This is a genomic window from Halopseudomonas salegens (genome assembly GCF_900105655.1).
Lineage (GTDB): Bacteria > Pseudomonadota > Gammaproteobacteria > Pseudomonadales > Pseudomonadaceae > Halopseudomonas > Halopseudomonas salegens.
The window spans coordinates 3277447-3303477 of the sequence record NZ_LT629787.1; the positions used below are offsets into that span (position 1 = coordinate 3277447).

The 26031-nt window shown below is 53.1% G+C and carries 33 protein-coding genes and 2 pseudogenes; 26 read left to right on the forward strand and 9 right to left on the reverse strand.

Going from position 1 to position 26031, the window contains the following annotated elements; all coding sequences use genetic code 11:
- Positions 1-50 precede the first annotated feature (50 nt).
- Entirely contained in the window at positions 51-602 is a 552-nt protein-coding gene (locus BLU07_RS15115; RefSeq protein ID WP_092388581.1) for a hypothetical protein, read from the forward strand.
- On the opposite strand, the gene BLU07_RS15120 is transcribed toward BLU07_RS15115, so the two are convergent.
- Positions 549-1754, reverse strand: a complete 1206-nt coding sequence (locus BLU07_RS15120) for an IS256 family transposase (RefSeq protein WP_092382989.1) — start codon at positions 1752-1754, stop codon at positions 549-551. The two genes, BLU07_RS15115 and BLU07_RS15120, sit on opposite strands and share 54 nt — an antisense overlap.
- A gap of 163 nt (positions 1755-1917) precedes the next feature.
- Between BLU07_RS15120 and BLU07_RS15125 the strand changes: the two genes are divergently transcribed.
- The 8 genes and pseudogenes from BLU07_RS15125 to BLU07_RS15160 all read left to right on the forward strand — a co-directional run bounded on the left by BLU07_RS15125 (position 1918) and on the right by BLU07_RS15160 (position 8660).
- Positions 1918-2142, forward strand: a complete 225-nt coding sequence (locus tag BLU07_RS15125; protein ID WP_157719216.1) for a hypothetical protein — start codon at positions 1918-1920, stop codon at positions 2140-2142.
- Positions 2143-2223: 81 nt separating this feature from the next.
- Positions 2224-2607: a hypothetical protein gene (locus tag BLU07_RS15130; protein ID WP_092388586.1), complete on the forward strand. Its 384-nt coding sequence runs from the start codon at positions 2224-2226 to the stop codon at positions 2605-2607.
- Positions 2608-2965: 358 nt separating this feature from the next.
- Positions 2966-4171: an IS256 family transposase gene (locus BLU07_RS15135; RefSeq protein WP_092382989.1), complete on the forward strand. Its 1206-nt coding sequence runs from the start codon at positions 2966-2968 to the stop codon at positions 4169-4171.
- Positions 4172-4205: 34 nt separating this feature from the next.
- A pseudogene (locus BLU07_RS15140) lies at positions 4206-4874 on the forward strand (IS256 family transposase); the annotation flags it as partial.
- Between the two features lie 129 nt (positions 4875-5003).
- The gene (gene istA, locus BLU07_RS15145; protein ID WP_092383324.1) at positions 5004-6524 is read left to right on the forward strand and encodes an IS21 family transposase; all 1521 of its coding nucleotides are present in this window, start codon (positions 5004-5006) and stop codon (positions 6522-6524) included.
- Positions 6521-7261 (forward strand): IS21-like element helper ATPase IstB, encoded by a 741-nt coding sequence (gene istB / locus BLU07_RS15150; protein ID WP_092383322.1) that lies wholly within the window; start codon positions 6521-6523, stop codon positions 7259-7261. Before istA ends, istB begins: the two co-directional genes overlap by 4 nt.
- A 502-nt stretch (positions 7262-7763) precedes the next feature.
- Positions 7764-8120 (forward strand): hypothetical protein, encoded by a 357-nt coding sequence (locus tag BLU07_RS17645; RefSeq protein WP_157719218.1) that lies wholly within the window; start codon positions 7764-7766, stop codon positions 8118-8120.
- A gap of 135 nt (positions 8121-8255) precedes the next feature.
- A complete protein-coding gene (locus tag BLU07_RS15160; protein WP_092388592.1) occupies positions 8256-8660 on the forward strand; it encodes an MAPEG family protein in 405 nt (134 codons plus the stop codon).
- A 120-nt stretch (positions 8661-8780) separates the two neighbouring features.
- Here BLU07_RS15160 and BLU07_RS15165 read toward each other — a convergent pair whose 3' ends face one another.
- Positions 8781-9035, reverse strand: a complete 255-nt coding sequence (locus tag BLU07_RS15165; protein WP_092388595.1) for a Txe/YoeB family addiction module toxin — start codon at positions 9033-9035, stop codon at positions 8781-8783.
- Positions 9032-9283 carry a type II toxin-antitoxin system Phd/YefM family antitoxin gene (locus BLU07_RS15170; protein ID WP_012137510.1) on the reverse strand — a complete coding sequence of 84 codons (252 nt, stop codon included), beginning with the start codon at positions 9281-9283 and terminating at the stop codon, positions 9032-9034. The genes BLU07_RS15165 and BLU07_RS15170 overlap by 4 nt, the downstream gene beginning before the upstream one ends.
- Positions 9284-9609: 326 nt before the next feature.
- On the opposite strand from BLU07_RS15170, the gene BLU07_RS15175 reads away from it, so the two are divergent.
- The 17 genes from BLU07_RS15175 (at position 9610) to BLU07_RS15255 (ending at position 20398) form a co-directional block, all read left to right on the forward strand.
- Positions 9610-9927, forward strand: a complete 318-nt coding sequence (locus tag BLU07_RS15175; protein ID WP_092388598.1) for a hypothetical protein — start codon at positions 9610-9612, stop codon at positions 9925-9927.
- A 75-nt stretch (positions 9928-10002) separates the two neighbouring features.
- Entirely contained in the window at positions 10003-10320 is a 318-nt protein-coding gene (locus BLU07_RS17650) for a hypothetical protein (RefSeq protein ID WP_157719219.1), read from the forward strand.
- A gap of 84 nt (positions 10321-10404) precedes the next feature.
- Entirely contained in the window at positions 10405-10986 is a 582-nt protein-coding gene (locus BLU07_RS15180) for a hypothetical protein (protein WP_157719220.1), read from the forward strand.
- Between the two features lie 570 nt (positions 10987-11556).
- On the forward strand, positions 11557-11859 hold the full coding sequence (locus BLU07_RS15185) for a hypothetical protein (protein WP_172830122.1): 303 nt from the start codon (positions 11557-11559) through the stop codon (positions 11857-11859).
- 136 nt (positions 11860-11995) lie between these two features.
- Positions 11996-12253: a type II toxin-antitoxin system Phd/YefM family antitoxin gene (locus tag BLU07_RS15190; RefSeq protein WP_022990189.1), complete on the forward strand. Its 258-nt coding sequence runs from the start codon at positions 11996-11998 to the stop codon at positions 12251-12253.
- The gene (locus BLU07_RS15195; RefSeq protein WP_092388608.1) at positions 12241-12543 is read left to right on the forward strand and encodes a type II toxin-antitoxin system RelE/ParE family toxin; all 303 of its coding nucleotides are present in this window, start codon (positions 12241-12243) and stop codon (positions 12541-12543) included. Before BLU07_RS15190 ends, BLU07_RS15195 begins: the two co-directional genes overlap by 13 nt.
- A gap of 82 nt (positions 12544-12625) precedes the next feature.
- Complete coding sequence (locus BLU07_RS15200) at positions 12626-12976, forward strand: DUF6869 domain-containing protein (protein WP_092388611.1); 351 nt, start codon at positions 12626-12628, stop codon at positions 12974-12976.
- A gap of 81 nt (positions 12977-13057) precedes the next feature.
- Entirely contained in the window at positions 13058-13774 is a 717-nt protein-coding gene (locus BLU07_RS15205; protein WP_157719221.1) for an alpha/beta fold hydrolase domain-containing protein, read from the forward strand.
- 19 nt (positions 13775-13793) lie between these two features.
- Positions 13794-14171, forward strand: a complete 378-nt coding sequence (locus BLU07_RS15210; RefSeq protein ID WP_092388617.1) for a hypothetical protein — start codon at positions 13794-13796, stop codon at positions 14169-14171.
- 476 nt (positions 14172-14647) lie between these two features.
- A complete protein-coding gene (locus BLU07_RS15220) occupies positions 14648-15034 on the forward strand; it encodes a tautomerase family protein (RefSeq protein WP_092388623.1) in 387 nt (128 codons plus the stop codon).
- 86 nt (positions 15035-15120) lie between these two features.
- Positions 15121-15675, forward strand: coding sequence for a cysteine hydrolase family protein (locus BLU07_RS15225; RefSeq protein WP_092388627.1), 555 nt, complete (start codon positions 15121-15123; stop codon positions 15673-15675).
- Positions 15676-15783: 108 nt separating this feature from the next.
- Complete coding sequence (locus BLU07_RS15230; protein WP_197675025.1) at positions 15784-16263, forward strand: GNAT family N-acetyltransferase; 480 nt, start codon at positions 15784-15786, stop codon at positions 16261-16263.
- Positions 16264-16455: 192 nt separating this feature from the next.
- Positions 16456-16695 (forward strand): hypothetical protein, encoded by a 240-nt coding sequence (locus tag BLU07_RS15235; RefSeq protein WP_092388630.1) that lies wholly within the window; start codon positions 16456-16458, stop codon positions 16693-16695.
- Between the two features lie 29 nt (positions 16696-16724).
- Positions 16725-17471 carry an SDR family oxidoreductase gene (locus BLU07_RS15240; RefSeq protein WP_092388633.1) on the forward strand — a complete coding sequence of 249 codons (747 nt, stop codon included), beginning with the start codon at positions 16725-16727 and terminating at the stop codon, positions 17469-17471.
- The gene (gene bla / locus BLU07_RS15245) at positions 17468-18331 is read left to right on the forward strand and encodes a class A beta-lactamase (RefSeq protein WP_092388635.1); all 864 of its coding nucleotides are present in this window, start codon (positions 17468-17470) and stop codon (positions 18329-18331) included. Before BLU07_RS15240 ends, bla begins: the two co-directional genes overlap by 4 nt.
- Positions 18332-18572: 241 nt before the next feature.
- Positions 18573-19289, forward strand: a complete 717-nt coding sequence (locus BLU07_RS15250; RefSeq protein WP_092388637.1) for a hypothetical protein — start codon at positions 18573-18575, stop codon at positions 19287-19289.
- Positions 19290-19297: 8 nt separating this feature from the next.
- On the forward strand, positions 19298-20398 hold the full coding sequence (locus BLU07_RS15255; RefSeq protein ID WP_092388639.1) for a collagen-like triple helix repeat-containing protein: 1101 nt from the start codon (positions 19298-19300) through the stop codon (positions 20396-20398).
- Positions 20399-20465: 67 nt separating this feature from the next.
- On the opposite strand, the gene BLU07_RS15260 is transcribed toward BLU07_RS15255, so the two are convergent.
- From BLU07_RS15260 to BLU07_RS15285, 6 genes and pseudogenes are all read right to left on the reverse strand, one after another.
- Positions 20466-21590 carry an aminotransferase class V-fold PLP-dependent enzyme gene (locus tag BLU07_RS15260; protein WP_092388641.1) on the reverse strand — a complete coding sequence of 375 codons (1125 nt, stop codon included), beginning with the start codon at positions 21588-21590 and terminating at the stop codon, positions 20466-20468.
- A gap of 140 nt (positions 21591-21730) precedes the next feature.
- Positions 21731-22240, reverse strand: a complete 510-nt coding sequence (locus tag BLU07_RS15265; protein ID WP_197675026.1) for a DUF4334 domain-containing protein — start codon at positions 22238-22240, stop codon at positions 21731-21733.
- A 47-nt stretch (positions 22241-22287) separates the two neighbouring features.
- A complete protein-coding gene (locus tag BLU07_RS15270; protein ID WP_092388643.1) occupies positions 22288-22893 on the reverse strand; it encodes a TetR/AcrR family transcriptional regulator in 606 nt (201 codons plus the stop codon).
- A 246-nt stretch (positions 22894-23139) separates the two neighbouring features.
- Positions 23140-23943, reverse strand: a pseudogene (locus BLU07_RS15275) (ABC transporter permease subunit); the annotation flags it as partial.
- Entirely contained in the window at positions 23940-24845 is a 906-nt protein-coding gene (locus BLU07_RS15280) for an ABC transporter permease subunit (protein WP_092388650.1), read from the reverse strand. The pseudogene BLU07_RS15275 and the gene BLU07_RS15280, both read right to left, overlap by 4 nt.
- Complete coding sequence (locus tag BLU07_RS15285) at positions 24842-25978, reverse strand: ABC transporter ATP-binding protein (protein ID WP_092388652.1); 1137 nt, start codon at positions 25976-25978, stop codon at positions 24842-24844. The genes BLU07_RS15280 and BLU07_RS15285 overlap by 4 nt, the downstream gene beginning before the upstream one ends.
- Between the last annotated feature and the right edge of the window lie 53 nt (positions 25979-26031).

Genomic DNA, 26031 nt, shown 5'->3' on the forward strand with positions numbered 1-26031 from the left:
TTGTGTCACGAGGACTGTTATCTAAACGTTAGCCCCTGAAAGGAAGCAGAATGAGGATCGAGCTAGACAAAATACAGGAAAGGGCTCTGAAGGGTGCAAGAAGAGCTTATGTATTTATGGGCTTGGGAGTGAATGCCGCTTTAGATGAGCGACTCAATGATTACCAATTAAGTCATATTACAAGCATTCAGCTTCTGAAGGATGGTCTCGACCAAGACACAGTTACCCAATTCAAAGAGGCCTATTGCGAATGGACAATCAATAGTTCTCTAAGGGAGCTGCTTGAATCCTTTCAATTTTTCATCGAGGAGGTTTATCTCTGTTTGATAATGATAAAGAAGAATGCAGCTTCGCCTCTTCATGTCAAAGCCGACGTCAGACGCTTCGATAAAAAGCCCTTTCCATCGAAGCTGGCATACTTGGAAGAGCAATTCTCAATACCAATTGAGTCGCTAGAAAGCCTCAGGAGCATCAATAAAGCTCGAAATTGTATTACCCATAGAGGCGGTGTCGAGGGTGTTCAAAACTCTGTGTCACCGACAGCAGCGTCACAGACTGATGTATTCGTCCAGGCGCTCGGGGAAGTGGATGGCCATCTGTGACAGCGTCAGGTTCCAGTTCTGAACGGGGTGGGTCCAGCGCTCGGATGCCTTGAGTATACCGGCATAGAGCAGCTTCAGTAAGGCGTTCTCACTGGCAAAGCCGCCCTTGGTCTTGGTCAGCTTGCGGAACTGGCGATGCACAGCCTCCACCGCATTGGTGGTGTAAATCGCAGTGCGGACGTAATCGGGATATTTGAAGTAGGCCGATAGGGTTGGCCATTTGCCCCGCCAAGACTTGATCACCATTGGATATTTCTCGCCCCATTTGGCTTCCAGTTCATCGAGTGCGATTTCTGCGGCGTTCAGCGTTGCAGCCTTGTAGACGGGCTTCAGATCAGCCATGAAGGCTTTCTGGTTTTTCGATGCGACATACTTCAGCGAGTTGCGGATCTGGTGAATCACGCAATGCTGGATTTCCGTTTTCGGGTAAATGCTCTCGATGGCTTCCGGGAAGCCTTTCAGGCCATCTACACAGGCGATCAGGATGTCCTTAACGCCACGATTGTAGAGGTCTGTCAGCACGGAGAGCCAGTGATGGGCGCCTTCCTGGTCGGACAGATACAGGCCAAGCAGCTCCTTCTTTCCCTCGATGTTCAGGGCGAGAATGGTGTAGATGGCCTTGCTGACGTAACGCCCGTTTTCCTTGATTTTGTAGTGAATGGCGTCAAGCCAGACAATTGGATAGATGACTTCAAGATCACGCTCTCGCCATGCCTGTAGCTCTGGCAGAAGTTTGTCGGTGACAGCATTGATGGTGCCGTTGGACAGCTCAATATCATATAACTCAGCAATGTGAGCGCGGATGTCCTGGTAGCTGTTGCCGAGCGCAAACAGGGCCAGGATTTTGCGCTCCAGCTCATCGGTCAGGTGCGTCTGGTGTTTCTTGATAAGCTGGGGCTCGAAGGTGCCGCTGCGGTCACGGGGCGTCTTCAATTCGAAGCTGCCGACGGGGCCTTTCATGGTCTTGCCAGTCGTGCCGTTCTTGCGGTTCGGCGTGGCTTCTTTGGCAAGATGATTGTCCAACTCAGCCTGCATGGCGGCTTCGGTGAGTTGCTTGATCAACGGCGTGAGAATGCCGTCTTTACCGGTCAAATCCTGGCCGTCACGCAGGGCTTGCAGGGCGGCGTCAATGTCGAATGTGGGTTTGCTCATGGTTCACCTCTCTGATGAGTAGATTAAAGAGGTGACACAGAATTATGAACACTACCGCGGTGTCGTTACTCGACGAGACTGCAATGACGAGGAAAAGGAACACCTTTACGTCAAGTGGATGGGGCTCTGTGCCGTTCTGATTGATGAGAATGGAGAGCAAGAAATGGAGTTTAATGAACTCAAAGGCCACCAGGTTGAGAATGAATGTCGCATTGGAATAAAAAAGGTTGAGAGGCAGAAAAGCTTTGGTATTGGGCAAGTCGTGAAATTTGAACCAACCGAATTGGCGGAAATTTTGCTGTTCTGGAGTCGAGAAATCAAAGGCATCACCAAGGGTGTTGCAGATTTTGCCGAATCCAAAGGACGTTTGGTGCAAAACGAGGGCTAACCAGTGAATCAAGCCGACCGTTTTGCGCTGGCGCTCCAAACGGCGGCTTATTCAGGGCGTTAGCGTGCCAAAAGTATAGATATGAAACGATACAGAATATTTTCATTTGATTTTGATTCAAGGGCGCACTGCTTAGAGCCTGTTCAAGACCAATGGGATGAGAAAATAAAAGAGCTGCACATTGAAAACAGAGAAAAGACTATTAAGGAGCTTGCCGAGCAGTTTGGGAGCTGGAGCATAGAACAAAAAGTAAAGAACTTTCATGATTTGAAGTTTAAGCCTTTCTCAGTGACAGCTTTCCATAACAAGTTTCTAGAGCAGATCAGGAACTCGTTTGTGGTAGGGGGCTATTATCCTGCTCTAACAGGAGCGTGCGCTCTCGGTGAGAGGGTTCTTAACCATATGGTGTTGTTGCTTCGGGACTACCACAAAACATCGCCGGAATATAAAAAAATTATATCGTAAACAATCATTCGACTATTGGCCCGTTGCGATAGATGCTCTGGAATCTTGGGGCGAATTATTGCCAGAGGCTGCCGCAAAATTCAGGGAGCTCAATGACAAGCGTAATCATGCTATTCACTTTAATCCTGAAACTGATCGTAATGATCGAGAGCTGGCGTTGCAGGCTATTCATTTGGTTCAAGAAATAGTAAGTGCTCAGTTTTCAGCTTTTGGGAAACAGCCTTGGTATTTCTGTGTTCCAGGTGAGATTTACATAAAAAAGGAATGGGAAGATCGCCCTTTGATCAAGCACATCTTTATACGGTAGTGTTCATAATTCTGTGTCACCTCTTTAATCTACTCATCAGAGAGGTGAACCATGAGCAAACCCACATTCGACATTGACGCCGCCCTGCAAGCCCTGCGTGACGGCCAGGATTTGACCGGTAAAGACGGCATTCTCACGCCGTTGATCAAGCAACTCACCGAAGCCGCCATGCAGGCTGAGTTGGACAATCATCTTGCCAAAGAAGCCACGCCGAACCGCAAGAACGGCACGACCGGCAAGACCATGAAAGGCCCCGTCGGCAGCTTCGAATTGAAGACGCCCCGTGACCGCAGCGGCACCTTCGAGCCCCAGCTTATCAAGAAACACCAGACGCACCTGACCGATGAGCTGGAGCGCAAAATCCTGGCCCTGTTTGCGCTCGGCAACAGCTACCAGGACATCCGCGCTCACATTGCTGAGTTATATGATATTGAGCTGTCCAACGGCACCATCAATGCTGTCACCGACAAACTTCTGCCAGAGCTACAGGCATGGCGAGAGCGTGATCTTGAAGTCATCTATCCAATTGTCTGGCTTGACGCCATTCACTACAAAATCAAGGAAAACGGGCGTTACGTCAGCAAGGCCATCTACACCATTCTCGCCCTGAACATCGAGGGAAAGAAGGAGCTGCTTGGCCTGTATCTGTCCGACCAGGAAGGCGCCCATCACTGGCTCTCCGTGCTGACAGACCTCTACAATCGTGGCGTTAAGGACATCCTGATCGCCTGTGTAGATGGCCTGAAAGGCTTCCCGGAAGCCATCGAGAGCATTTACCCGAAAACGGAAATCCAGCATTGCGTGATTCACCAGATACGCAACTCGCTGAAGTATGTCGCATCGAAAAACCAGAAAGCCTTCATGGCTGATCTGAAGCCCGTCTACAAGGCTGCAACGCTGAACGCCGCAGAAATCGCACTCGATGAACTGGAAGCCAAATGGGGCGAGAAATATCCAATGGTGATCAAGTCTTGGCGGGGCAAATGGCCGACCCTATCGGCCTACTTCAAGTATCCCGATTACGTCCGCACTGCGATTTACACCACCAATGCGGTGGAGGCTGTGCATCGCCAGTTCCGCAAGCTGACCAAGACCAAGGGCGGCTTTGCCAGTGAGAACGCCTTACTGAAGCTGCTCTATGCCGGTATACTTAAGGCATCCGAGCGCTGGACCCACCCCGTTCAGAACTGGAACCTGACGCTGTCACAGATGGCCATCCACTTCCCCGAGCGCCTGGACGAATACATCAGCCTGTGACGCTGCTGTCGGTGACACAGAGTTTTGAACACCCTCCATCTATCCAATTGTCTGGCTTGACGCCATTCACTACAAAATCAAGGAAAACGGGCGTTACGTCAGCAAGGCCATCTACACCATTCTCGCCCTGAACATCGAGGGAAAGAAGGAGCTGCTTGGCCTGTATCTGTCCGACCAGGAAGGCGCCCATCACTGGCTCTCCGTGCTGACAGACCTCTACAATCGTGGCGTTAAGGACATCCTGATCGCCTGTGTAGATGGCCTGAAAGGCTTCCCGGAAGCCATCGAGAGCATTTACCCGAAAACGGAAATCCAGCATTGCGTGATTCACCAGATACGCAACTCGCTGAAGTATGTCGCATCGAAAAACCAGAAAGCCTTCATGGCTGATCTGAAGCCCGTCTACAAGGCTGCAACGCTGAACGCCGCAGAAATCGCACTCGATGAACTGGAAGCCAAATGGGGCGAGAAATATCCAATGGTGATCAAGTCTTGGCGGGGCAAATGGCCAACCCTATCGGCCTACTTCAAATATCCCGATTACGTCCGCACTGCGATTTACACCACCAATGCGGTGGAGGCTGTGCATCGCCAGTTCCGCAAGCTGACCAAGACCAAGGGCGGCTTTGCCAGTGAGAACGCCTTACTGAAGCTGCTCTATGCCGGTATACTCAAGGCATCCGAGCGCTGGACCCACCCTGTTAATGGCCAATTAATCTGACCCACCTCTGGCCAACAATTTTGACCCACCCATGGTGGCATAGGCCACCGATCCATGTAGCGTCCCCCGCCTTATGCACAGGCCGGGGACAGATCATTGAAGGAGTGGGTTGTGATTCACAAGATCAAGGGGTTGTATGACCAGGGCCGTGGCCTGTCGGTCCGTGCCATCAGTCGCGAGCTGGGGATATCCCGGAACACCGTACGCAAGTATCTGCACCTGGATGAGGTGCAAATCAGCACTGCCATTGCTGACCCTTCACGCACCAAGTTGCTCGACCAGCACCGTGATTATCTGATCAATCAGTTGGGTCAGTTTCCAGCCCTCAGCGCGGTCAAGCTGGCCCGTCGTCTGAGGCAGCGCACCGTTGACCTAGCGGTGTCAGACCGGAGCATCCGCCGGTATGTGCAAGAGCTCAAGCAGCAGGTTGCCAGCGGTCAGTTGCGCTATTACGAACCGGTCGTTGAGTCGGTACCGGGCGTCCAGTGTCAGGTCGATCCTGGTGAGCTGCGAGGCGTCATGATCGGCGGCCTGGAGCGTGTCGTTCACTTTGTGGTGTTTGTGCTGTCCTGTTCCCGCTTGATGTATGTCGGCCTCGACTTCCGTCCCTTGCACACCGAGCGATTTATTCAGATGCACGACGAGGCCTTCCGTTACTTCGGCGGCGTCACCGAGGAGTGCATCTACGATCAGACCAAGATGGTGGTGATTAACGAGCAGTACCGTGAGCTGACGCTGAACCAGCGCTTCCACCAGTATGCGACTACCGTCGGGTACCGCATCCACGCGTGCGAGGGCTATGACCCGGAGAGCAAGGGCAAGGTGGAGTCCGGGGTCAAGTACGTCAAGCGCGACTGCTTCTACGGTGAGCAGTTCCAGGACGAGAACGCCGTTCGCCAGCACCTGCATGACTGGCTTGAGACGGTGGCCAACGCCCGCCTGCATGGCACGACGGGCCAGCATCCACGGGTCCATTTCGAGGCGCTGGAGCGTAGCCAACTCAAGCCCTATCTGGTCCCGCAGAGCCTGCTGCACTTGGCGCCGACAAGGGAGACACGCAAGGTCGACAAGACCGGCTTGATCTCCTGGCAGGCCAACAAGTACTCGGTACCCATGGCCTGGCAGCAAGCCCGTGTCGGTGTCAGCGCACAGGACGACCAGTTACTGATCCATGACCTGGAGAGCGGTGAACTCATCGCCACCCATGACCTGTGCAAGGCCAAGGGCCGGATGATCAAGAACAACAACCATTACCGCGACCATGCCCAGCGCATCACCGACTTGGAGCACAGCATCGACTCGATCTTGCCCGATGACCTGGGGGCAACCCTGTGCCAGTTGCTCAAGCGTACTTCCCCGCGCATCTACAAGGACCAGTTGGTCGCCGCACGCGACCTACTCATGGCCCATGCGCCGGTTGATACGACGCTGCTTGGTGAGCTGTGCGGGCGCGGCGAGCTGACTGCCACTGGACTCAAGCGCTATCTCGAAGCCTGGCAGCAAGCCAAGGCGCGGGGGCGGGTCATCAGCGATCAGGACTATGCTCCCGTAACTGGCAGCCAGGTCAGTCACGCCGACCTGAACGCTTACGCCCGGGTTGGCCAGTCGACTGGCCACGGGGTGACCCCATGAGCCTGCTCGACAGCACCATCGCGCAGTACCGCAGCCTTCGCCTCAGCGCGACCGCTGGTGAGCTGGCCACCCTGCTGACCAAGGCCGAAGCCAATGAACTGTCCTACCTGAACTTCGCCCAGTCACTGGTCGAGCATGAGCTGAACGCCCGCTCCAGCAGCCGCGTGAGCCGCAACCTCAAGCAGGCCCAGTTCCCCTCGGAGAAGCATCTGGAGGCCTTCGACTACCGGCACCAGACCACCATCACCAAGCGCCAGGTCAGTGCCTTGCTGGACTTCAGCTTTATCGACAACCGGGACAACCTGGTGTTCATCGGACCACCGGGCGTGGGCAAGACCCACTTGGCCATTGGGATTGGCCACAAGGCGGTCCAGGCTGGCTACAAGGTGCTGTTCCGCACCGCTCTGGCACTGGTCGAGGATCTAGAACTGGCAGAGATGAAGGGCGAGCTGAAGAAGCGTTTGAATCAGCTGAGCAAGTACGACGTGCTGATCATCGACGAGCTGGGCTATCTGCCGATGACACGGCAGGCCCGGTACAACCTGTTCCAGTTGATCAACAACCTGTACGAGTACCGCTCGGTCATCCTGACCACCAACAAGGACTTCACCAGTTGGGGCGAGTTCTTCCATGACGATAACGTGGCCGTGCCCATCATCGACCGCGTTATCCACCATTCACACATTTTTATGCTGGGAGGTGAGAGCTATCGACTGAAGCAGAAAACCGGCGGTTAGCGGTACGCAAGTGGGTCAATTTTATTGGCCAAAAGTGGGTCAAAATTAATGGCCATTGACACACCCCGTTCAGAACTGGAACCTGACGCTGTCGCAGATGGCCATCCACTTCCCCGAGCGCCTGGACGAATACATCAGTCTGTGACGCTGCTGTCGGTGACACAGAGTTTTGAACACCCTCCGTGACCCCAAAGATGAGTTCGCGCTGTATCAGTCGGAAAATTATGAATTCGAGGTCGCGGCTGCATTTATCCAGGCACGCACACAAGACGACTTTCAAGTCCCAATCAAAGATCGTCTCGAAGAGGTTCTAAAAGGAGCTTCAATAGAGAAAGGCAAGCGATACAGGCTATCTTCAAAGGTAGTAGATAAGCCCATGCCGATCGAGTATTGCGTTAAGCCCATCAGCTAACCAGGCCATGCACCGGATGCCAAAACCTCAGCTTCGCTTCGGCTTAGGCACCGGTGATGGCAGCGTTATGTGCAATAGGAAATTAGCATTATGATAACTAACACACTCAAATCATTACTGGCAGCCATCTGTTTAGGTATGTTTTTTTACACTGGGTCAGTCTTTGGTTTTTCTCTCGGCCATTTTCTTTTACCCATTCTTGCGCTTGCCATTATTATCTCTATTGTTTATAAACCGCTCGCGCTGCCCATAAATCATTTATGTAAAGGCGTAGGTATTCTCTCTTTGCTTTCTTTTCTACTACTAATGCTGGCTGGCACAATGGGGGGTTCATTTCACCTTTCACCTTCAAATCAGGTAATTGCCACCTTATTAGCAGGCATCGCATTATTCGGCTTAACATCATTCTTTTGGTCGGAAAAAATAATGCCAGCACATAACAAGTGACTGTGGTGTCAACGTCCAAAACTAGGCCAAGCACAGCGACGGCTTTTTCGTTGCGGCTCCGCCTCCACTACAAAGCCGCGCGTGTTGGCGGCATTTGAGCATACCAGAACATTGAAGCAATGGAGAAAGTAACGGATGGAAATAATAGAGCCTTACAAAGTGACGGTATTTGTTTTGGGCTTTGCTGGATTTCTGTTTTGGGTCCAGTTAGCAATAATGGATTTGGTGGGCATAAGGGCAAAGCACACTCCCGGCTTCTTGATAGAGCAAGACCACGACAGTTTTATATTTCGATCTCACAGGGTGTTAGCCAATAGCAACGAAAGTGCAGCTATGCTGATTTTGTTTGCCTTATTTGGTATTTTTTCTTCCGCAAACCCCGCATGGCTGAATGGGTGTGCATTGGCGTATTTAGCGGGGCGTTTTGGTCACATGATGTTCTACTACAACAATCTGAAAGTTGCTCGTAGCGTCGCTTTTGCAATTAGTTTTTGCGCCTTGCTGGGTATGTTTATCGTAGGGCTTCTGAGCTGGTTGTAGTTTGTGCTCTACAAGACCATCAAGTGGACCCAAAATACTCTGCGGCAACTTGTGCATTCGCTACGCTCATTGTTCCACAAACAACCGCTCCGTATTTTGGCCGGTTACGGCAGCGTTCAATCAGTAGTGATACCGGAGCTGGGCGATAAGCAAAGCGTCATCCATGACCTTGTAAACCATTCGGTGTTCTTCATTGATCCGCCGGGACCAGTAACCGGCGAGGCTGTGTTTGAGAGGCTCCGGTTTACCAATGCCTTCGAACGGTTCTCGCTTGGTCTCTTTGATCAGCTTGTTGATTCGGTTATGGATCTTTTTGTCAGTTTTCTGCCAGTACAAATAGTCTTCCCAGGCGTTCTCGGAGAAGATGAGTTTCATTCAAGAAGTTCCTTTTCTTGACCACCACCTTGCTCGAGCTCGGCGACGGATTCCAACAAACGACGGGCGTTCTTTGGTGCGCGCAGGAGGTATGCGGTCTCTTGCAATGCCTCGTAGTCCTCAAGGGAGATCATTACCACGGACTGCGACTTGCTCCGGGTGATGATCACAGGGGAATGGTCTTCACAGACCTGCTCCATGGTTTTTGCTAGATTCGTTCTAGCGGCTGTATAGCTAATAGCATCCACAAGGCTGCTCCTGTACAGGATATTGATCATGCTCAGGATACCGTACGTCAAATGATTTAACAATCGGCTGCTCAGCCACCGATTTTCCGCCGCTTCCCGGCTCCAAAGTTGCCGCAGAGCGCGGCGTTAGCAAGATGCCAATAGGAGCTCATCCTGCTAGACTCGGCCCATGAAGCAAATTAACTGGAATGCCGAAAAGAACCAGCAGTTGATGATAAGCGCCGAAGGCATTGTCCTCGCCCTGTGCTTTTGCCACCCAACAAGTAGCTGCGCTCCCAATTTTCCGGTAAGCAATGCGTATGGAGATTCAGAAATCGGAGTAATTCATGACCATAGACATTGATCATCTAAGCGAAGAGGAGCTTTGCGATCTCAACCATCGAATAGTTGAGCGCCTCAAGTTCCTGGAAACAATGCATACGCATAAAGAAATGATGGAGTTCCGTCCTGGGGAACGGGTGTGTTTTGATCCTCCGGGAAGAGGAACGCAGTTTGGCACTCTATTCAAGTTCAACAAGCAAACGGTTACTGTCGTTACAGAGTCCGGCCAAAAGTGGAATGTATCACCTCATCTCCTAAAAAAGGTGAAGGAGGTAAAGAGCCAATCTCAAGGCAATGTCGTTGGCATACATGAGAAAAAGTAACTGCCATAACAATGCGCAGCGCTTCGAGCGCCGGACCTCGTTTCACTCGGCCGCGTATGGCCGGCGTTATTAATAATGATGAATTTTTCTGAAAAGTGGCAGTGGGGGCTGGCGTACGCTGGGCCGGCACTGCTAATTGCGGTACCAACTACGGGCCTGGGTTTAGTAATGCTTCCAATAGGTGGTTTTATGGGCGTGTTTGTCGGCTTTACTTCAGATGCTCCATACTTCACCACCGAGTTTAGAGTGCTTCTTGGGGTAGCATGCTTGTTGGCGGTAACATTATTTTTAACAGGTATTAAGTTTCGTACAAAATTCTGGGGTAAGGTTCTAAATTCGATGGGTGTATATTTATGGTGTGTTTCAGGCTTAGTGGGTTTCGGGCCACAATAGTTCATAACAATGCAATTATGTACGCCATGGGCTTCCACCACAGCAAGCTGTGTCCGGACCTCCGTTACGGCGCCAGGAGTAATAATGAGTAATACACCTCCACAAGGTAGTGAAATCAAAATTGATACCTTGAATGGTCATCAACATATTCTTGTACCCCACGGAAAAGGTGGCACAATGAGATACTTCATTGGGTTATTTTTACTATTCTGGATGGGTTGCTGGTTTATAGGATTTACTATTGCTTTCTCACAAATATCATCTGGTGAAGGTGACGCCTTCCTTATCTTTTGGTTGGGTGGCTGGACCGTCGGTGGCCTTTTTGCAGGGTATATGATTTACAGGGTGTTCCAAAAAAGCATCCCGGAACAACTTCTTCTTAATCGCCCGTCCTTGTCTTTGGATACGGGAGTGCCTCCACTGAAAATAGATTTTGGTATGCACAGCCAAAAGGATTATTGGAAATCCATATTTCCCAAGCGCAAGCGCATTGAATTCACTCCATCAGAACTAAAAACAATGGAGTTGCGTGAAACTGATAATGGAAATCGGTTAACTATTGATAAAGGAGCCGAGAGAGTAGAAATAGCAACAGGAGCAACTGAAATTGAACGGGAATGGTTGTTTGGATATTTGCAAAGAAACTACTCCATACAAGTCAATTAACTTCGCGCCTACGGCGCCGGACGCAGCGAAGCTGCGCCGGTTATTGAGGCATTATGCATTTTAGAGGTCTAGCTTGGTGAGTATGGACATGATTCCAGGCCGGTTTGGTTCCATGCCTGTCGTCTTGAAAGTTGGATGTCTGGCGTCTGGGACTTTAGGGTTATTGCAGATCGTTGCGTTGATTTATCCGGCTCTTTCGCCCAGCATAGATGGTGTCGCTCTCACATCGCCAAGCTTAGCTGCGGTGATGGGATTAATCCATTTGGCAGTGGCATGGGCTATTTTCAGCCGGGGGGCTTGGGTCATCCCAGTCATTATTTTTTCAACGCAACCTAATCAATAGTTTCAGTTCGTTCCGGGCCTGAGGGCCCGCCACCGGGCAGCCTTATCGCCGCTTCGCTCTGCCAAGGCTGCCGCTGTACAATGGCGTTAGCACTGCGAGTACTCATGCTAAGATTAATATCCGTAGCTTTTATATTCTTCATGCTGGCTGGGTGTGCTCGGCAGCCCAGTACTGTTGAAGACTTCGATCAGTTCTTGTCACGTTTCATGTCTGACAAAGATTTCGAGATGAGCCGAATTGAATTTCCTTTGTCGTCTTATAGCTATGAATACGGTATAGACGAACATGGCCGTGAAGAGGCTGGCGTCATTAAAACGGATGTGAGAGAGGAGTCCATTATAGAAAAAGCCACATTGGAAAAATATATTACGGAGAATGGCTTGAAATTTCACGTGCTTCCAAGTGGAAAACCTGACTTCTCTCAGTCAGTGAAAATTTATAAAAACGGGACTGACTGGCTGATTGAGTATCAATTTGAGAGGCTAAGAGGGTATTGGCACCTTATTGCCATGCGCGATTATTCACTATGAAAACCCCTGCGGCGCTGGGACGGCCTTTCCGCCGCTGCTCGGCTACAAGTCCGCCCCAAAGCCGGGCGCTAGTTGGGATTGCCACCCAGAAAAGTGCTACTATAGTAGCACTGCCAGTCTGATTCCGGGTGAACCCATGAAAGTTGAGCTTGTTACGAACCTCAAACGCCAGGCCACAAAGATTCTGGCAGACCTGCACTTGTCCAAAGAACCGGTGCTGATTACGGAGCATGGTCAGCCGTCCGCATATCTTGTTGATGTGCAGGATTACGAGTTCATGCAGCGTCGACTTGAGCTGCTTGAGGGGCTCTCACGGGGAGAGCGTGCTGTACTTGAGGGAAGAACGTACAGCCAGAGTGAGGCCAGGGAGAAAATGAGTAAATGGCTGAAGTAATCTGGACGGAGCCCGCCCTTCAAGAGTTGGATGCCATCGCCGAGTACATTGCTCTGGATAATCCTGCCGCCGCCAGTCATCTTGTTCAGGACGTTTTCGATAAGACCGAGCGCTTGGAAGATTTTCCCCAATCCGGACGGATTCCTCCTGAACTCCCTAATTCCGTATACAGGGAGGTGCTGGTTCCACCGTGTCGCATTTTTTATCGTGAGGATGAAAAGCGGCTTCTTGTCCTCTTCGTCATGCGAGAAGAGCGGCAGCTTCGTGCATTCATGCTTGGAGGCAGCTAACCAGGCATGTCACGCGGATGCCTTTGTCTTCGCTACGCCATAGTAACCGGTGCGCTTTACGTAATAAATATCTAGGTGATGCATGGACGAAAGCCTGAGTACAAAATGGATTGAGTACCATGCCACGGGCAATAAGGATCTATTCTGGGCCTGGGAAGAGCTTGAGAGTATGGTTCGGAAGGCACCAGAACACGCATGGCTGCAAATATTGGACATTGCGGCTGCGACGGAGAATCAGGAGGTACTTTCGAGCTTAGCTGCAGGTCCGCTTGAAGATCTTATCGCCCTGCACGGCCTTAATTTCATTGAGCGCCTTGAAACAAAAGCACGCCAGAACCCTGAAATTGCGCGACTCGTCACTGGAGTTTGGCGGAACAATATCCCCGATTCTGTGTGGGAGCGTTTGCATGCGATCCAGACAAAATATTCATAACCAATCGTTTTTACCGGATAATTTCTCCGCCGCTTCGCGGCTACACAATGCCGCAAAGCACTACGTTAATTGGCTAGAAGCATGAAGCTCGTATTATTGCCAGGAATGGATGGAACAGGAGTTCTATTTGAACCACTCCTGAATCAGCTAGACGATGTGAACATTGAGGTCCTCCTGCTGCCTGATAAAGGCCCACAGGACTATTTGTTCCTCGCAGAATACGTGGCTTCTCGTTTGCCGGAGCAAGAGCACATTATTCTGGCTGAATCCTTCTCTGGAGGCATAGTCGAGGCGCTATTGAACAAAGATCCCGCCAACTTGAAAGGCGTCATCTTTGCTGCCTCCTTTTTATCTAGCCCGTCCAGGGTGCTATCTAGACTGGCAGCTTTGCTTCCCATAAAGCTTTTGGTGGCAGTGCCGGTGCTTGCACCATGCATCCTAAGAGCGTTCTTGCTGGGGAAAGGGGCCTCGCCGGAAATGGTCGCTTTATTCCGGGCCGCTATAGCGCAGGTTCCGAGCGAAGTGCTTAGGTCGCGGCTGAGGCAAATAGCCACGTACAGGGCATCAAATAGTGTGTTTGATATTGAATCCTTGTACCTTTGTCCTGAGGGTGATGTGCTTGTTAGAAACAAAGAGCACGAGCTGAAAAAGGCATTTCCTGGAATGCAGGTTGTAAAGCTCGCAGGCCCCCACTTTATACTTCAAGCATCTCCTGAAGCCTGTGCCGGGTATATCAGGGACATGCTGGTTCATTTAACAAGTACAGGCACCGGAGCGCCTCCGGCGCCGGCGCTTTAAACGTTATGCGTGAGCGAGCATGAAGCACCTACTTACGGAAGAAGAGCTAACGGGCGATCCAGAATTTATGGTCGCGGTCATTGAAGCGGGTTCTGCCAGTGGGGTATATCCCGATTCTGAGGTGAATCTTGTCTACGTTCCCGAAAGGGTCATGGAGAGAATCTTGGGCGTAGCGAAAGCGTATCAGCTCAAATTCCCTGAGCATGCGTCAAGAGATCCTTCTGTTCGTTGGGTATACAGGAGCACCCAAGTCGAGTGGGTGATTGATGAACTGGAATTTCTGCACTCGCTGCTTAATGACCAGCTTTTGAATGGCTACATTTCAAAGATGTTGGTCTTGGCGTCAACAGTGCTGTCGAGGCCTCATAAATTGGAGCTGGCTTTTGAGGGACCGTAAATCGCATAGCCAGCCGGCCAACCGGACACCAAAAGCGTGCCGCTTTTGGCACCCTCCGCTAGCGCTCCGGTGCTGATCTTTTACCTCTTTAGCGGAGCTTTAACTGTCAATATGAGCACAGCACTAGCCGTCATTGGGAATATCCTTGCTTTCCTCATTTTTGGACTGGGGCTTATAGCACCCCTTACACCATCCGAAGGAATGCCGTCTATCGGCTCGCTCATTACTTTCGTAGGCTTACCCTTGGTGTTTATCCTAAACGCCTGGCGTCATTACACACATCAAATATCAAAATATGCAGTAGTGATCCAGGCCATGGGCATCATAGGCTTTACCGGGTGGCTGCTGTTGACTCAAGCGGGGGCGTTTGCCAGCTCCAGTTAACAAGCGCTGGCACTACGACAGCCTTCCGCGGCGGCTGCGCCTACACTACAAGGCCTCGCGTGCTGCGGGCGTTACACATTGCAGGAGGCATCGTGATAGTCATCTATGGAATCAAAGAACACCTCAATCCGATCAAGGCTCAGCTATCCGAGGTCATTCACGGATGCATGCAGTCAGTTTTGGGCATGCCGGAAGACAAGCGGGCTCATCGTTTCATCCCAATGGATGCCGAGGATTTTTATTACCCAGGCGGCAGAACACCAGCTTACACTGCCATCGAGATCAATATGATGCAGGGGCGAGCTTCCGAGACCCAAAAAACTCTGATCAAGGAGCTCTTCAACAAGATTGAATCTGTGGTTGGCATATCACCAATGGACATAGAAGTGACGATTAAGGAACAGCCTGCCCACTGCTGGGGATTTCGGGGCATGACTGGGGACGAAGCGCGCGACCTCAAGTACTCAGTCAATGTGTAAGCATGCAGTCACGGCGACAGCTTATTCGTTACGGCTTCACCGTCACTACATAGCCTCGCGTGCTGGCAACGTCAGAGCTGAAAACAATGAACAGTGAACCAGTCGCTCTCATCATCATCGACATGCAGCGGGGCATGCAGAAGCCCGAAGCCGGGGAGAGAAACAATCCTGGCGCTGAGCGAAATATCCAAAGCCTCCTCGAGGCCTGGCGTCGCGCTGGGTGGCCGGTTGTGTCCGTCCGCCACATTTCACGGACTCAAGGCTCACCATTCTGGCCTGGGCAGACAGGTGCGGAGTTTCAGCCCGAATTGGCTCCGCTGGATACTGAGCATGTGGTAGAGAAGTGCGTACCCGACGCTTTTATACATAGTGGCCTGGAGCGATGGCTGCACGTTCGTGGAATTCGAAGTGTGGTGCTTGTCGGTGTAAGCACCAGTAATTCCGTGGAGTCCACAGCCCGTACTGCGGGAAACCTCGGTTTCAACACCATCGTGATTTCTGATGCCACTTTTACCTTTGCCAAGAAGGATTTTGCAGGAGTTCAGAGACCTGCTGAAGAGGTGCATGCAATGTCTCTGGCAAACCTGGATGGCGAATACGCCTCAATTATGAGTACCGCGGATGCGATTAACCTGCTCTAACTACCGGCAGTGCAGTGCCCACTTCTCCGCCGCTCCAAACCAGCGCGTCAGCCGGGCGCTATGCACAGGGAGAAGATGGTGAATATTTGTGAAACGGAGAGGCTGGTAATGCGGCAGTTGTCCCTTGAGGACGTTCCTGCATTGACCGAAATTCTCAGTGACCCTGAAGTAATGAAGTACTCCGTCCGCGGTGTGTGTGATGAGATTGCAACCCGCGAATTTATAGCGTGGTGTATAGCCTGCTACGATTCATATGGCTTGGGGCCATGGGCGCTAATCGATAAGGAAAGTTCTGCCCTCATTGGATTCTGTGGTGTTTCCCCAGAAATTGTCGCTGATGTCGAGGAGCCAAACCTCGGCTATCGACTAGCGGCGAACTTCTGGAATAAGGGCCTGGCGTCCGAGGCGGCTATAGGAGTCCTGGATTACGTGTTTGCACGGACACAGTATCAGTCGGTAGTGGTAATTATTGAGCCTGAGCATGTCGCGTCATTGAAGGTGGCGCAGAAAGCCGGTTTTGCTGACTACGAGACTCTTGAGTTTCATGATCGTCCTGTGCGGCTGTATCGGTTGACTCGAAAGTGGTGAGATACATTTATGCATAACTCTATGCCCCGACATTCGTTGTCGTACGGTATTCAATAAACATCGCCATACGGCTTCCTACCAAGCTATAGGCATGTTTCAAACGCAAGCACGCGGATCAGTTTTCCGCTGCGCTTCACATTGCCCAATGCTGCGAGCGTTACAGACGATTTGACCACATCCAGGGATAGACTTATGAAATGGTTTCTCATCTACGCAATCCTGCTCTTCAGCCTTTGGCATGCAATAGATCTGCAGTCGGATTCCGTTTTCCCGGCTGTTTTCGCTCCACTCGCTTTCTTTTTTGTGCTGCTGGCATTTTTGGTCTGGCTCGTTACAAAAATGAGTGGGCATTCGTCGTCAACCGGAGATATTGGCTCTGGGGGATTTTTTGGCGGCGGTGGAGATTCCGGTGGAGGCGATGGTGGCTGCTGAACTTTTAACAGGTCACGGAGGTGCATGCATTGAAGAAGGTACTGGTCGTTACCGGCGGTAGTCGTGGAATCGGCGCGGCTACAGCGCGCCTGGCTGCGCAGTCTGGTTATGCCGTTTACATCAGCTTCCTCCGTGACAGGGCCGCCGCTTTCGCCGTTGTCGATGAGATTTGCCGAGCTGGTGGCGAAGCGGTGGCATTCGCAGCTGACGTGAGCATTGAGGCAGAGGTGGTTCGCCTGTTCGAACAGGCAGATGAAACACTCGGTTCAGTCACGGCATTGGTCAACAATGCTGGCATCCTGGAGCAGCATATGCGCGTAGAGCACATGGATGCCGCTCGTCTCAGCCGTGTCTTCGCAACCAACGTAATCGGCAGCTTTCTCTGTGCACGTGAGGCTGTCCGTCGGATGTCTGAAAAGAATGGAGGGGCGGGCGGCGTGATCGTGAATCTCTCTTCGGCTGCCTCCCGGCTTGGCTCTCCAAATGAGTATGTGGACTATGCCGCGTCGAAAGGGGCCATCGACACTTTTACTCTGGGTCTGGCAAAAGAGGTCGCCCCCGAGGGAATCCGGGTCAACGCCGTGCGCCCGGGCGTTATCTATACGGACATTCATGCCAGCGGCGGTGAGCCGGACCGGGTGGATCGGGTGAAAGGGGCTGTACCGATGCAACGTGGCGGCAGCGCTGAAGAGGTGGCCAAAGCCATCCTTTGGTTGCTGTCGGACGACGCCTCTTACTCAACTGGCGCCTTGCTTGATGTGGCGGGTGGAAGATGAAGGCGGCTTTGTTTTTATTCCTTTCAGTATGGCCAACAATCGCCCTTGCTGACGTTAACGACCCTGTTGTCACAGCCCTGGATCGAGTCGCCGAGCAGCTGGATGCTCGTGTCGGCTTTTCCGCTTATGATCTGGAAACGGGGCAGCGCTGGGAGTATCAGGCAAACCAGAGATTTCCCTTGTCCAGTACCTTTAAAACCCTCGCTTGTGCCGATTTGTTGCGTCGCGTAGACAAAGGGGAGATGGATTCAAGCAGTAAAGTACACTTTTCGGCGGCCGATCTGGTGACCTATTCTCCCGTCACCGAACACTTTGCTGGCCGCCAGGCAATGACGCTGTCGGCATTGTGCGAGGCAACCCTGACACTGAGCGACAACACAGCCGCAAATTTGATTCTACGCGCGCTGGGCGGGCCTGCATCAGTCACGGCTTTCGCCCGTTTTCTGGGGGACGGTTCAACCCGTCTTGATCGCTGGGAAACGGATCTCAATGAGGCTCAGCCAGGCGATCCCAGGGATACAACAACGCCAAACGCGATGGTGAACAACCTTCACAAACTGTTGTTGGGCGACGTGTTATCGGTCGAGTCCAGAGGGCAACTACGCAATTGGCTGGAAAGAAATCAGGTAGCGGACGGACTTTTTCGGGCAGCCGTGCCTGAGGCCTGGGTTGTTGCTGACAGAACCGGGGCTGGTGGTTTCGGATCGCGGTCAATAACTGCCGTCATGTGGCCGCCGGACCGTCAGCCAATTATTGTGGCTCTATATATCACAGACACTGCAGCTTCCTTCTCGGAGCGAAATGACGCGATTGCAGACATTGGTATAGCCATTGTGAAAACAGTGAGTTCAGGATATTGAGGCATAACCCCTGATTGCCGGCGGGTGTATGTGGCCCCTGGAGAAATCGAGTCTAAACTCAATTCGATGAAGGGTTGGCTGCATACGGATTGGATGCATTGAGTGCAGCACCTCACGTAACGGAATGAATACAGATAGGCCCGGTTGCGGCACTCTGTTGATTGGTTTTTCCTTCTCATATTATATATTGAGTGGTATAAACCTCATAAAACAACCCAGCACGACAACAAGGAAGACTGCAGTGCGCATTAATAATTCCGTCATATTTGGGTACGGCTTTTTTAGGCGGTTTTTGCTTGCCTTGGCCAGTGTGCTTTTTGTTCCTGCAGCTTTAGCCAATTTTGCAGTCCCTCCCGGTTTCAACTTTTCTCTCCCTGACGGCAGCAGTTTTGATGTCGGTTGCGGCCTGCTAGACGTTCAGGGTGAACTTATCGTCAACAGCGCAAACGTCACTGGAGCCAATGTAGTCGACATTGGCAGCACCGGAGTGATTGACGCGGGCTCAGGAACTCTGTTCGCGGGTGAAGGCTGGAATAATAACGGCACCTTTATTCCAGGCAGCAGTACTTTGATCATTGATGACAGCTGTGGTGAAACGAACCCCTTCGTTTTCACTGGCGACACGATATTCAATAATCTCACCATCATCAGCACTACTGGACGCGTCATAGAGCTTCCCACCGGAAGTCATCTGCAAGTCAACGGCACCTTGACTCTTCAGGGAAGCAGCGCACAACCCCTGGAATTGGTCTCTGCCGGGGCTGGACAAGCAATTATTCGACTTGGCCCTGATGCGCAGGTTATTTCCGATAATGTCAGCCTGTCGAGCGTCAGAATCGGCAATCAGGTTGAAGCGATTCCCAGCTTGGGCACATTGAGTCTTTGGCTCTTGACTCTTATGGTCGTTATTCTGGGACGCTCAAGGCTTGTCTCTCGCTCATCATTCCGTAACCGCTAGGAACCCCCATGTTCAAACGTTTATTTGTTACCCCGTTAATTCTGCTGGTTATGTCCGGGATGAGCATCTCGGCAGTTTTGGCAGCAGATATCACTGCGACGCTTCCTCCCGCTGGCGGGTTTGTCATCAAAGGTTCTGGTGGTGACGAGCGATTGCGGGTTGATGATAACGGGACTGTCACCCTCCCTGCTGTACCCGCATCCACCGCAGGAAATGAAGTCATGTGCTTTGATGCTTCTGGTGTGCTTGGGCCTTGTGCAGCAGGTGTCGCTATAGGACCCGAGGGACCGGAAGGGCCAATGGGGCCAGCTGGACCAGAAGGGCCGGAAGGGCCAATGGGTCCTGAAGGACCAGCCGGAGCAAATGGTGCCGAAGGAGCGGTGGGGCCAATTGGACCAGAAGGGCCACAAGGACCACCAGGGGCTGATGGGGCCGCAGGAGCGGTGGGGCCAACTGGACCAGAAGGGCCACAAGGACCACCAGGGGCTGTTGGGGCCGCAGGACCTCCTGGCCCAGCAGGCGTCCCGGGGCCAGTAGGCCCACCTGGCCCACCTGGCCTCACGGGAGCCCCTGGCTCTCCGGGTCCCGCTGGCCCGGCTGGTCCCGCCGGTCCGCAAGGCCCGCAAGGCCCGGCCGGTGATGGTGGAACCTTTTTTTATGAATTCAGCGCCTTTTCAAACAGCTCCTGTTGTAATAACAGGATCATACAAGCGACCTCAAGCAATGTCGCTGCGGCTATTTTTCAAAACTCGACACAACCAAAACATGCGTATGGCAGACCTTTTCCGTTCGATGTTGAGGTTGTAAGTGTTCAGTTCTTTCACTCTTACGACGATTTTTCACCCGGTGGTACCACGGATATTAATGTCAGGCCAGCCATTGCCAATTTTGTTACCGGCGCTCTTGATCGTAACCTTACTGGTTTGATTGACCTGCGCACTACACCGCAAAATGTCTGGGTAGATGTGCCGCTTTCGTCTGCAAGCGCCACTGATAATCTCGTTGATGCTTCTGCCAATCAGTATGTGGTCTGGCAATTGAACTCAGCCGTGCCCAGCGGAATCCTTGACGGCTATGCAATTTTAAGAGTTGAGGTGAAGATTCCCTGATGGTGTTGATTTAAGTAAGATCGTTACGGCAGCCAGGCACCCTTTCGGGTGCCTTTTTGTTGCCGGTTTACAGGCTGTCCAGCGCTTGCTGCAGGTTGGCTACGCTGCGCTCGACGTTGTGCAGCTTGTCCAGGCCGAACAGGCCGATACGGAAGGTTTTGAAGCTGGCGGGCTCATCACACATCAGCGGGACGCCGGCGGCGGTTTGCAGGCCCTGGGCGAGGAACGCCTTGCCGCTGTGGATCATATCGTCACTGGTGTATGAAACGACTACGCCGGGGGCTTCGAAGCCTTCGGCGGCGACACTGACAAAGCCTTTTTCCTTGAGCAATGCACGCACGGCGCGACCCAGTTCCCATTGCTCGTCACGCACGCGGTCAAAGCCGTAATCATAGGTTTCCAGCATGGTGTCGCGGAATTGCTTGAGGGCATCCGTGGGCATGGTGGCATGGTAGGCATGGCCACCGTTTTCATAGGCTTGCATGATCTGGTGCCACTTTTTCAGGTCGGCGGCAAAACTGCTGCTGGTGGTCTGTTCCAGCCGCGCCAGGGCGCGCTCGCTGAGCATGACCAGGGCGCTGCAGGGTGAGGCGCTCCAGCCCTTTTGCGGGGCACTGATCAGCACGTCGACGCCGGTATCCTGCATATCCACCCAGATGGTGCCGGAGGCGATGCAATCAAGCACAAAGAGGCCGCCAACGGCATGGGTGGCTTCAGCCACCTGACGCAGATAATCATCCGGCAGGATGATCCCGGCGGAAGTCTCTACGTGCGGGGCAAAAACGACCTGGGGCTTTTGCGCATGGATTTCTGCTACTACTTCTTCGATCGGTGCAGGGGCAAAGGGGCTCTGGGCGTCAGTCCCGGTCTGCCGCGCCTTGAGCACGATTTCTTGTGCCGGCAAACGGCCCATCTCGAAGATCTGCGTCCAGCGATAGCTGAACCAGCCGTTGCGAATCACCAGGCAGGTCTGGTCCTGGGCGAACTGGCGCGCCACGGACTCCATGCCATAGGTACCGCCACCGGGCACCACGACCACAGCCTCGGCGTTGTAGACGCCTTTCAGGGTACTGGAAATGTCACGCATGACCTGTTGAAAGGTCTGTGACATATGGTTCAGGGAACGGTCGGTAAAGACCACGGAATATTCCAGCAGACCTTCTGGGTCAATCGCAGGGTGCAGTGTCGACACGGCAAGACTCTCCAAATCGTTCTGGCTGGCCAGTTTGCGTCAGGCAGGCCAACCGGCAGGCAGCAGTTCATGGGCAAAACCGGGCTGGCGCCCGGTGATCAATTGCCCATGCTAACCCGAAATGGCTGCTGGCTGCAGGGTCAATCCGCCGCTTCGCGTTCAAGCCAGAAAAAGAAACTCAGCGGCTGACCCTTGATATCGCCCAAGCCGATGATGACGTCATCATTGATCTTGCGGAAATAATCCATGATCGGCTGACGGTCGTAGATCAGTGCTGCGGAGCTGACGCCGTCGAATTCCATCATGCGCATCTGGGCTGCACCGAGCTTATCGTAGGTAACCACCTGGCCTTCGTCGTCACGCACCAGCAGGGGTTCAACATCATTGGGGGATGTGAAGCGCTTGCCGTACCAGTTGATCGGGTCCGGCTCTCCGCCATCAAATTTGCCGCCTTTCCAACTACCGAGCATAAAGTCCAGATCAACCGGTTCAAGCTGTTTGAACAGGGGCATCAGGGTGTCGACGGAATAGGCTTCGCCGCTTTCGATTTTGGCCAGCAGTTGTTCTTCGGGGCTATCGGCCAACAAGGGCAGGCTGGTTGCGCTAGCCATGACAGCGACAGCAGTAAGACGGGTCAGTTTTTTAAGCATGAAAACATCCTCTGATAATAAGTGATCAGAGGCGGTACACAATTGGATCAGCCAGTGCACAAGCTCCAGCAGGCATCGCGGGCAGAGTCAATGTCCTGTTGGCTGAGCTCGATGTAACCATCGCGCTCGGCGCGTACCAGATTGACAAAGGCACCCCAGACCAGTGACAGCAAAACCTCCGGCCGAATATCCTGACGGAAGATGCCCTGGTTCTGATAACTGCGATAATGCGCCACCACGTTGCGCAATTGCTTGCGGTCGAGGGTGCGGCTGCGGTCATCCAGATATGGGCGATGATCCTGCAACTCGAGAAAGCGGTAAGCCGCTGGATCTTCTCGCGTGAACTCGATCATGCGTTGCCAGACCAGATCAAAGGCAACATGCGGCTCCACCTCAGGACCAATGTCAGCAAAAAAGCGCCGGGTAACCGTATGCTTCAGTTCACGAAACAGCTCATTGACCAGCGCTTCCTTGCTGACGAAGTAGCGGTAAATGGTACCGGTACCCACACTGGCTCGCTCGGCCAGTACCGGCATGGGCACACCATTGACACCGCCCTCGGCAAATACCTCAAGGGCGGCGCGCAAGATGGCTGCACGCTTGTCCTTGATGCGGGGTTTGCCTGGTTTTTTTGCTGTCGATTGTGAAGTCATTTGGCCATTTTATGTACTTTTTCCAATGTGTACAGCCACTTCCGATATTTAAGTTCGGTTCTGCAGCGCGGGATGATGACCAGCCCAGGAAGAACAAGCCCTGATAATCACATAAAATGACTAACCAGTCACCACTAACGCCAACAATGAATGAATATTCATTCAAACCCATCTTATAGCTTGTGAAGCAGCTTGCCAAGGGGCTGTCGGTTTTTCGGGACTGAGTACCTATTCGCCAGGCTGCGGACGATTGCGCTTTTCGGCACTGCGCACAACCAGCCAGACCAGCAGGGTAAATACCGACACCACCAACAGGATAAGACTGGCCACGGCATTGATTTCCGGCTTGACCCCTAGCCGCACCGACGAGAAGACTTCCATTGGCAAGGTAGTGGCCCCCGGGCCGGAGACAAAACTGGCCAGTACCAGATCATCCAGCGACAGGGTAAAAGCCAATAACCAGCCGGCCAGGATGGATGGAGCAATCATGGGTACGGTTATCAGCAGAAAGGTTTTCCAGGGCGGCGCGCCCAGGTCCATCGCCGCCTCTTCCACCGACTGGTCCAGTTCGCGCAAGCGACTGCTGACCACGACGGCAACATAAGCCGTACTGAAGGTCGTGTGCGCTATCCAGATGGTCAGCATGCCGCGCTGCTCGGGCCAGCCGATCAACTGCGCCATGGCCACAAACAGCAGCAGCAGGGACAGACCGGTGATCACCTCGGGCATCACCAGTGGCGCCGTGACCATGCCGGAGAACAGGGTACGCCCCCGAAAGCGGCGAATCCGGGTCATTACAAAGGCTGCCAGGGTACCCAGCGCCACGGCTGCGGTGGCGGTGTAGAAGGCAATCTGCAAACTGCGTTTGACCGCGTTCATCAACTGGGTATTGTCCAGCAGGCCTGCGTACCAGTGCAATGAAAAACCACCCCAGACGGTAACCAGGCGCGAAGCATTGAACGAATAGAAGACCATGATGATCATCGGGATGTAGATAAAGGCCAGCCCGATCCAGAGCAACGAGGTGGAAAACAGATAGCGCTCTTTCATTCGTTCTTCTCCATTTCCCGTGCCTGCGCATAATGGAAGAGGGTAATGGGTACAATCAGGATCAACAGCATAATGACTGCCAATGCTGCCGCCACCGGCCAGTCCCGGTTATTGAAGAACTCCTGCCAGAGCACCTTGCCGATCATCAGGGTTTCCGGGCCGCCGAGCAGCTCGGGGACGACGAACTCACCCACCACCGGGATGAACACCAGCATGGCACCGGTGATGATGCCGCCCTTGGACAATGGCACAGTGACCCGCCAGAACGCCTTGATGCGCCCTGCGCCCAGATCCATTGCCGCTTCCAGCAAGGTGTTGTCATGCTTCACCAGGTTGGCATACAGCGGCAGTATCATGAACGGCAGATAGGCGTAGACCAGGCCGATATATACCGCCACATTGGTATTCAGGATCTGCAGCGGCTCAGCAATCAGCCCCAGCGACAGCAGGGTATTGTTGAGCAGACCGCTACTGCTGAGAATTCCCATCCAGGCGTATACACGGATCAGGATCGCGGTCCAGGTCGGCATGATGATCAGCAGCAGATACACCAGTTGCCGTTCACGTGGCGCGCGGGCAATCGCATAAGCCATCGGGTAGCCGAGAAAAAGGCAGATCAGGGTGGTGAACAGGGCGATCTTCAATGAGCTCAGATAGGCGGCAAGGTACAGGCCATCCTGACTGAGGAAAATGTAGTTGCCCAGATTGAGCACCACATTCAACGTTTGCTGGCTGTATTCCAGTAACGGCTGATACGGCGGTATGGCAATTGCCGCAGCGGAAAAACTGATCTTGAGCACGATGGCGAAGGGCAGCAGGAAAAACAGCAGCAACCAGACAAAGGGCACACTGATAACCCAGGCACGGCCACTGGGCAGAACCCGCGCCAGTAATGCCCTCATGCCTGCAGCACCACGCCGGCACCGTCTTCCCAGCTGATGAATACCGGATCATCCCAGGTCGGGCGTGGCAATCGGCGCTCGGTATTGGGCACAAAGGCCTGCACAATCTGACCGCTGTCCAGCTTGAGATAATACACTGAATGGCCGCCGAGATAGGCGATATCATGCACGATGCCATGGGCCCAGTTGTACTCGCCATCCGGTTGCACCAGACTCATGAAGACCTTTTCCGGGCGCAGGGCATAGGTCACCCACTTGTCTTCAGCTCGGGTACTGACGCCGTGACCGATATAGATGGGCCGGTCCAGCTGTGGGCTCTGGATGATCGCATGGTCTTCCATATCAGCGACCAGCTCGCCCTCAAACACATTGACGCTGCCAATGAATTCGGCGACATGCCGACTGTTCGGGCTTTCATAGATATCCACCGGACTGCCGACCTGGGCAATCCAGCCCTGATGCATGATGGCGATGCGCTGGGCCATGGTCATGGCCTCTTCCTGATCATGGGTCACCATGATGCAGGTCACGCCCACGCGTTCGATAATTTCCACCAGCTCCAGCTGCATCTGACTGCGCAGTTTCTTGTCCAGCGCCCCCATGGGCTCATCCAGCAGCAACAGTTTGGGGCTTTTTGCCAACGAACGTGCCAGTGCCACACGCTGACGCTGACCACCGGACAGCTGATGCGGTTTGCGTTTGGCATATTCGCTCATCTGCACCAGCTTGAGCATCTCCGCGACGCGCGCATCCACATCCGCCCGACGCATGCGGTCCTGCTTGAGGCCAAAGGCAATATTCTGCGCGACCGTCATGTGCGGAAACAGCGCATAAGACTGAAACATCATATTGATCGGCCGCTGGTAGGGCGGCAAATCGGTAATATCCTGACCGTCGAGAAATACCCGGCCCTTGCTGGGCCGCTCGAAGCCGGCCAGCATGCGCAGCAAGGTGGACTTGCCCGAGCCCGAGCCGCCGAGCAGGGCAAAAATCTCGCCACGGTTGATACTCAGATTGACATCATCTACGGCCAGGGCGTCATCGAATTGCTTGCTGACTCCCTCAATGCGCACGAACTCGACCGCGCCGGCCTTTTCCTGCGCCTGCTTCATTGCCCCTACTGCACCTACCATAGATGAACTCCAGTCAATCGTTGACAAGGGGGCGGGGCTGCCGCTGGCAGCCC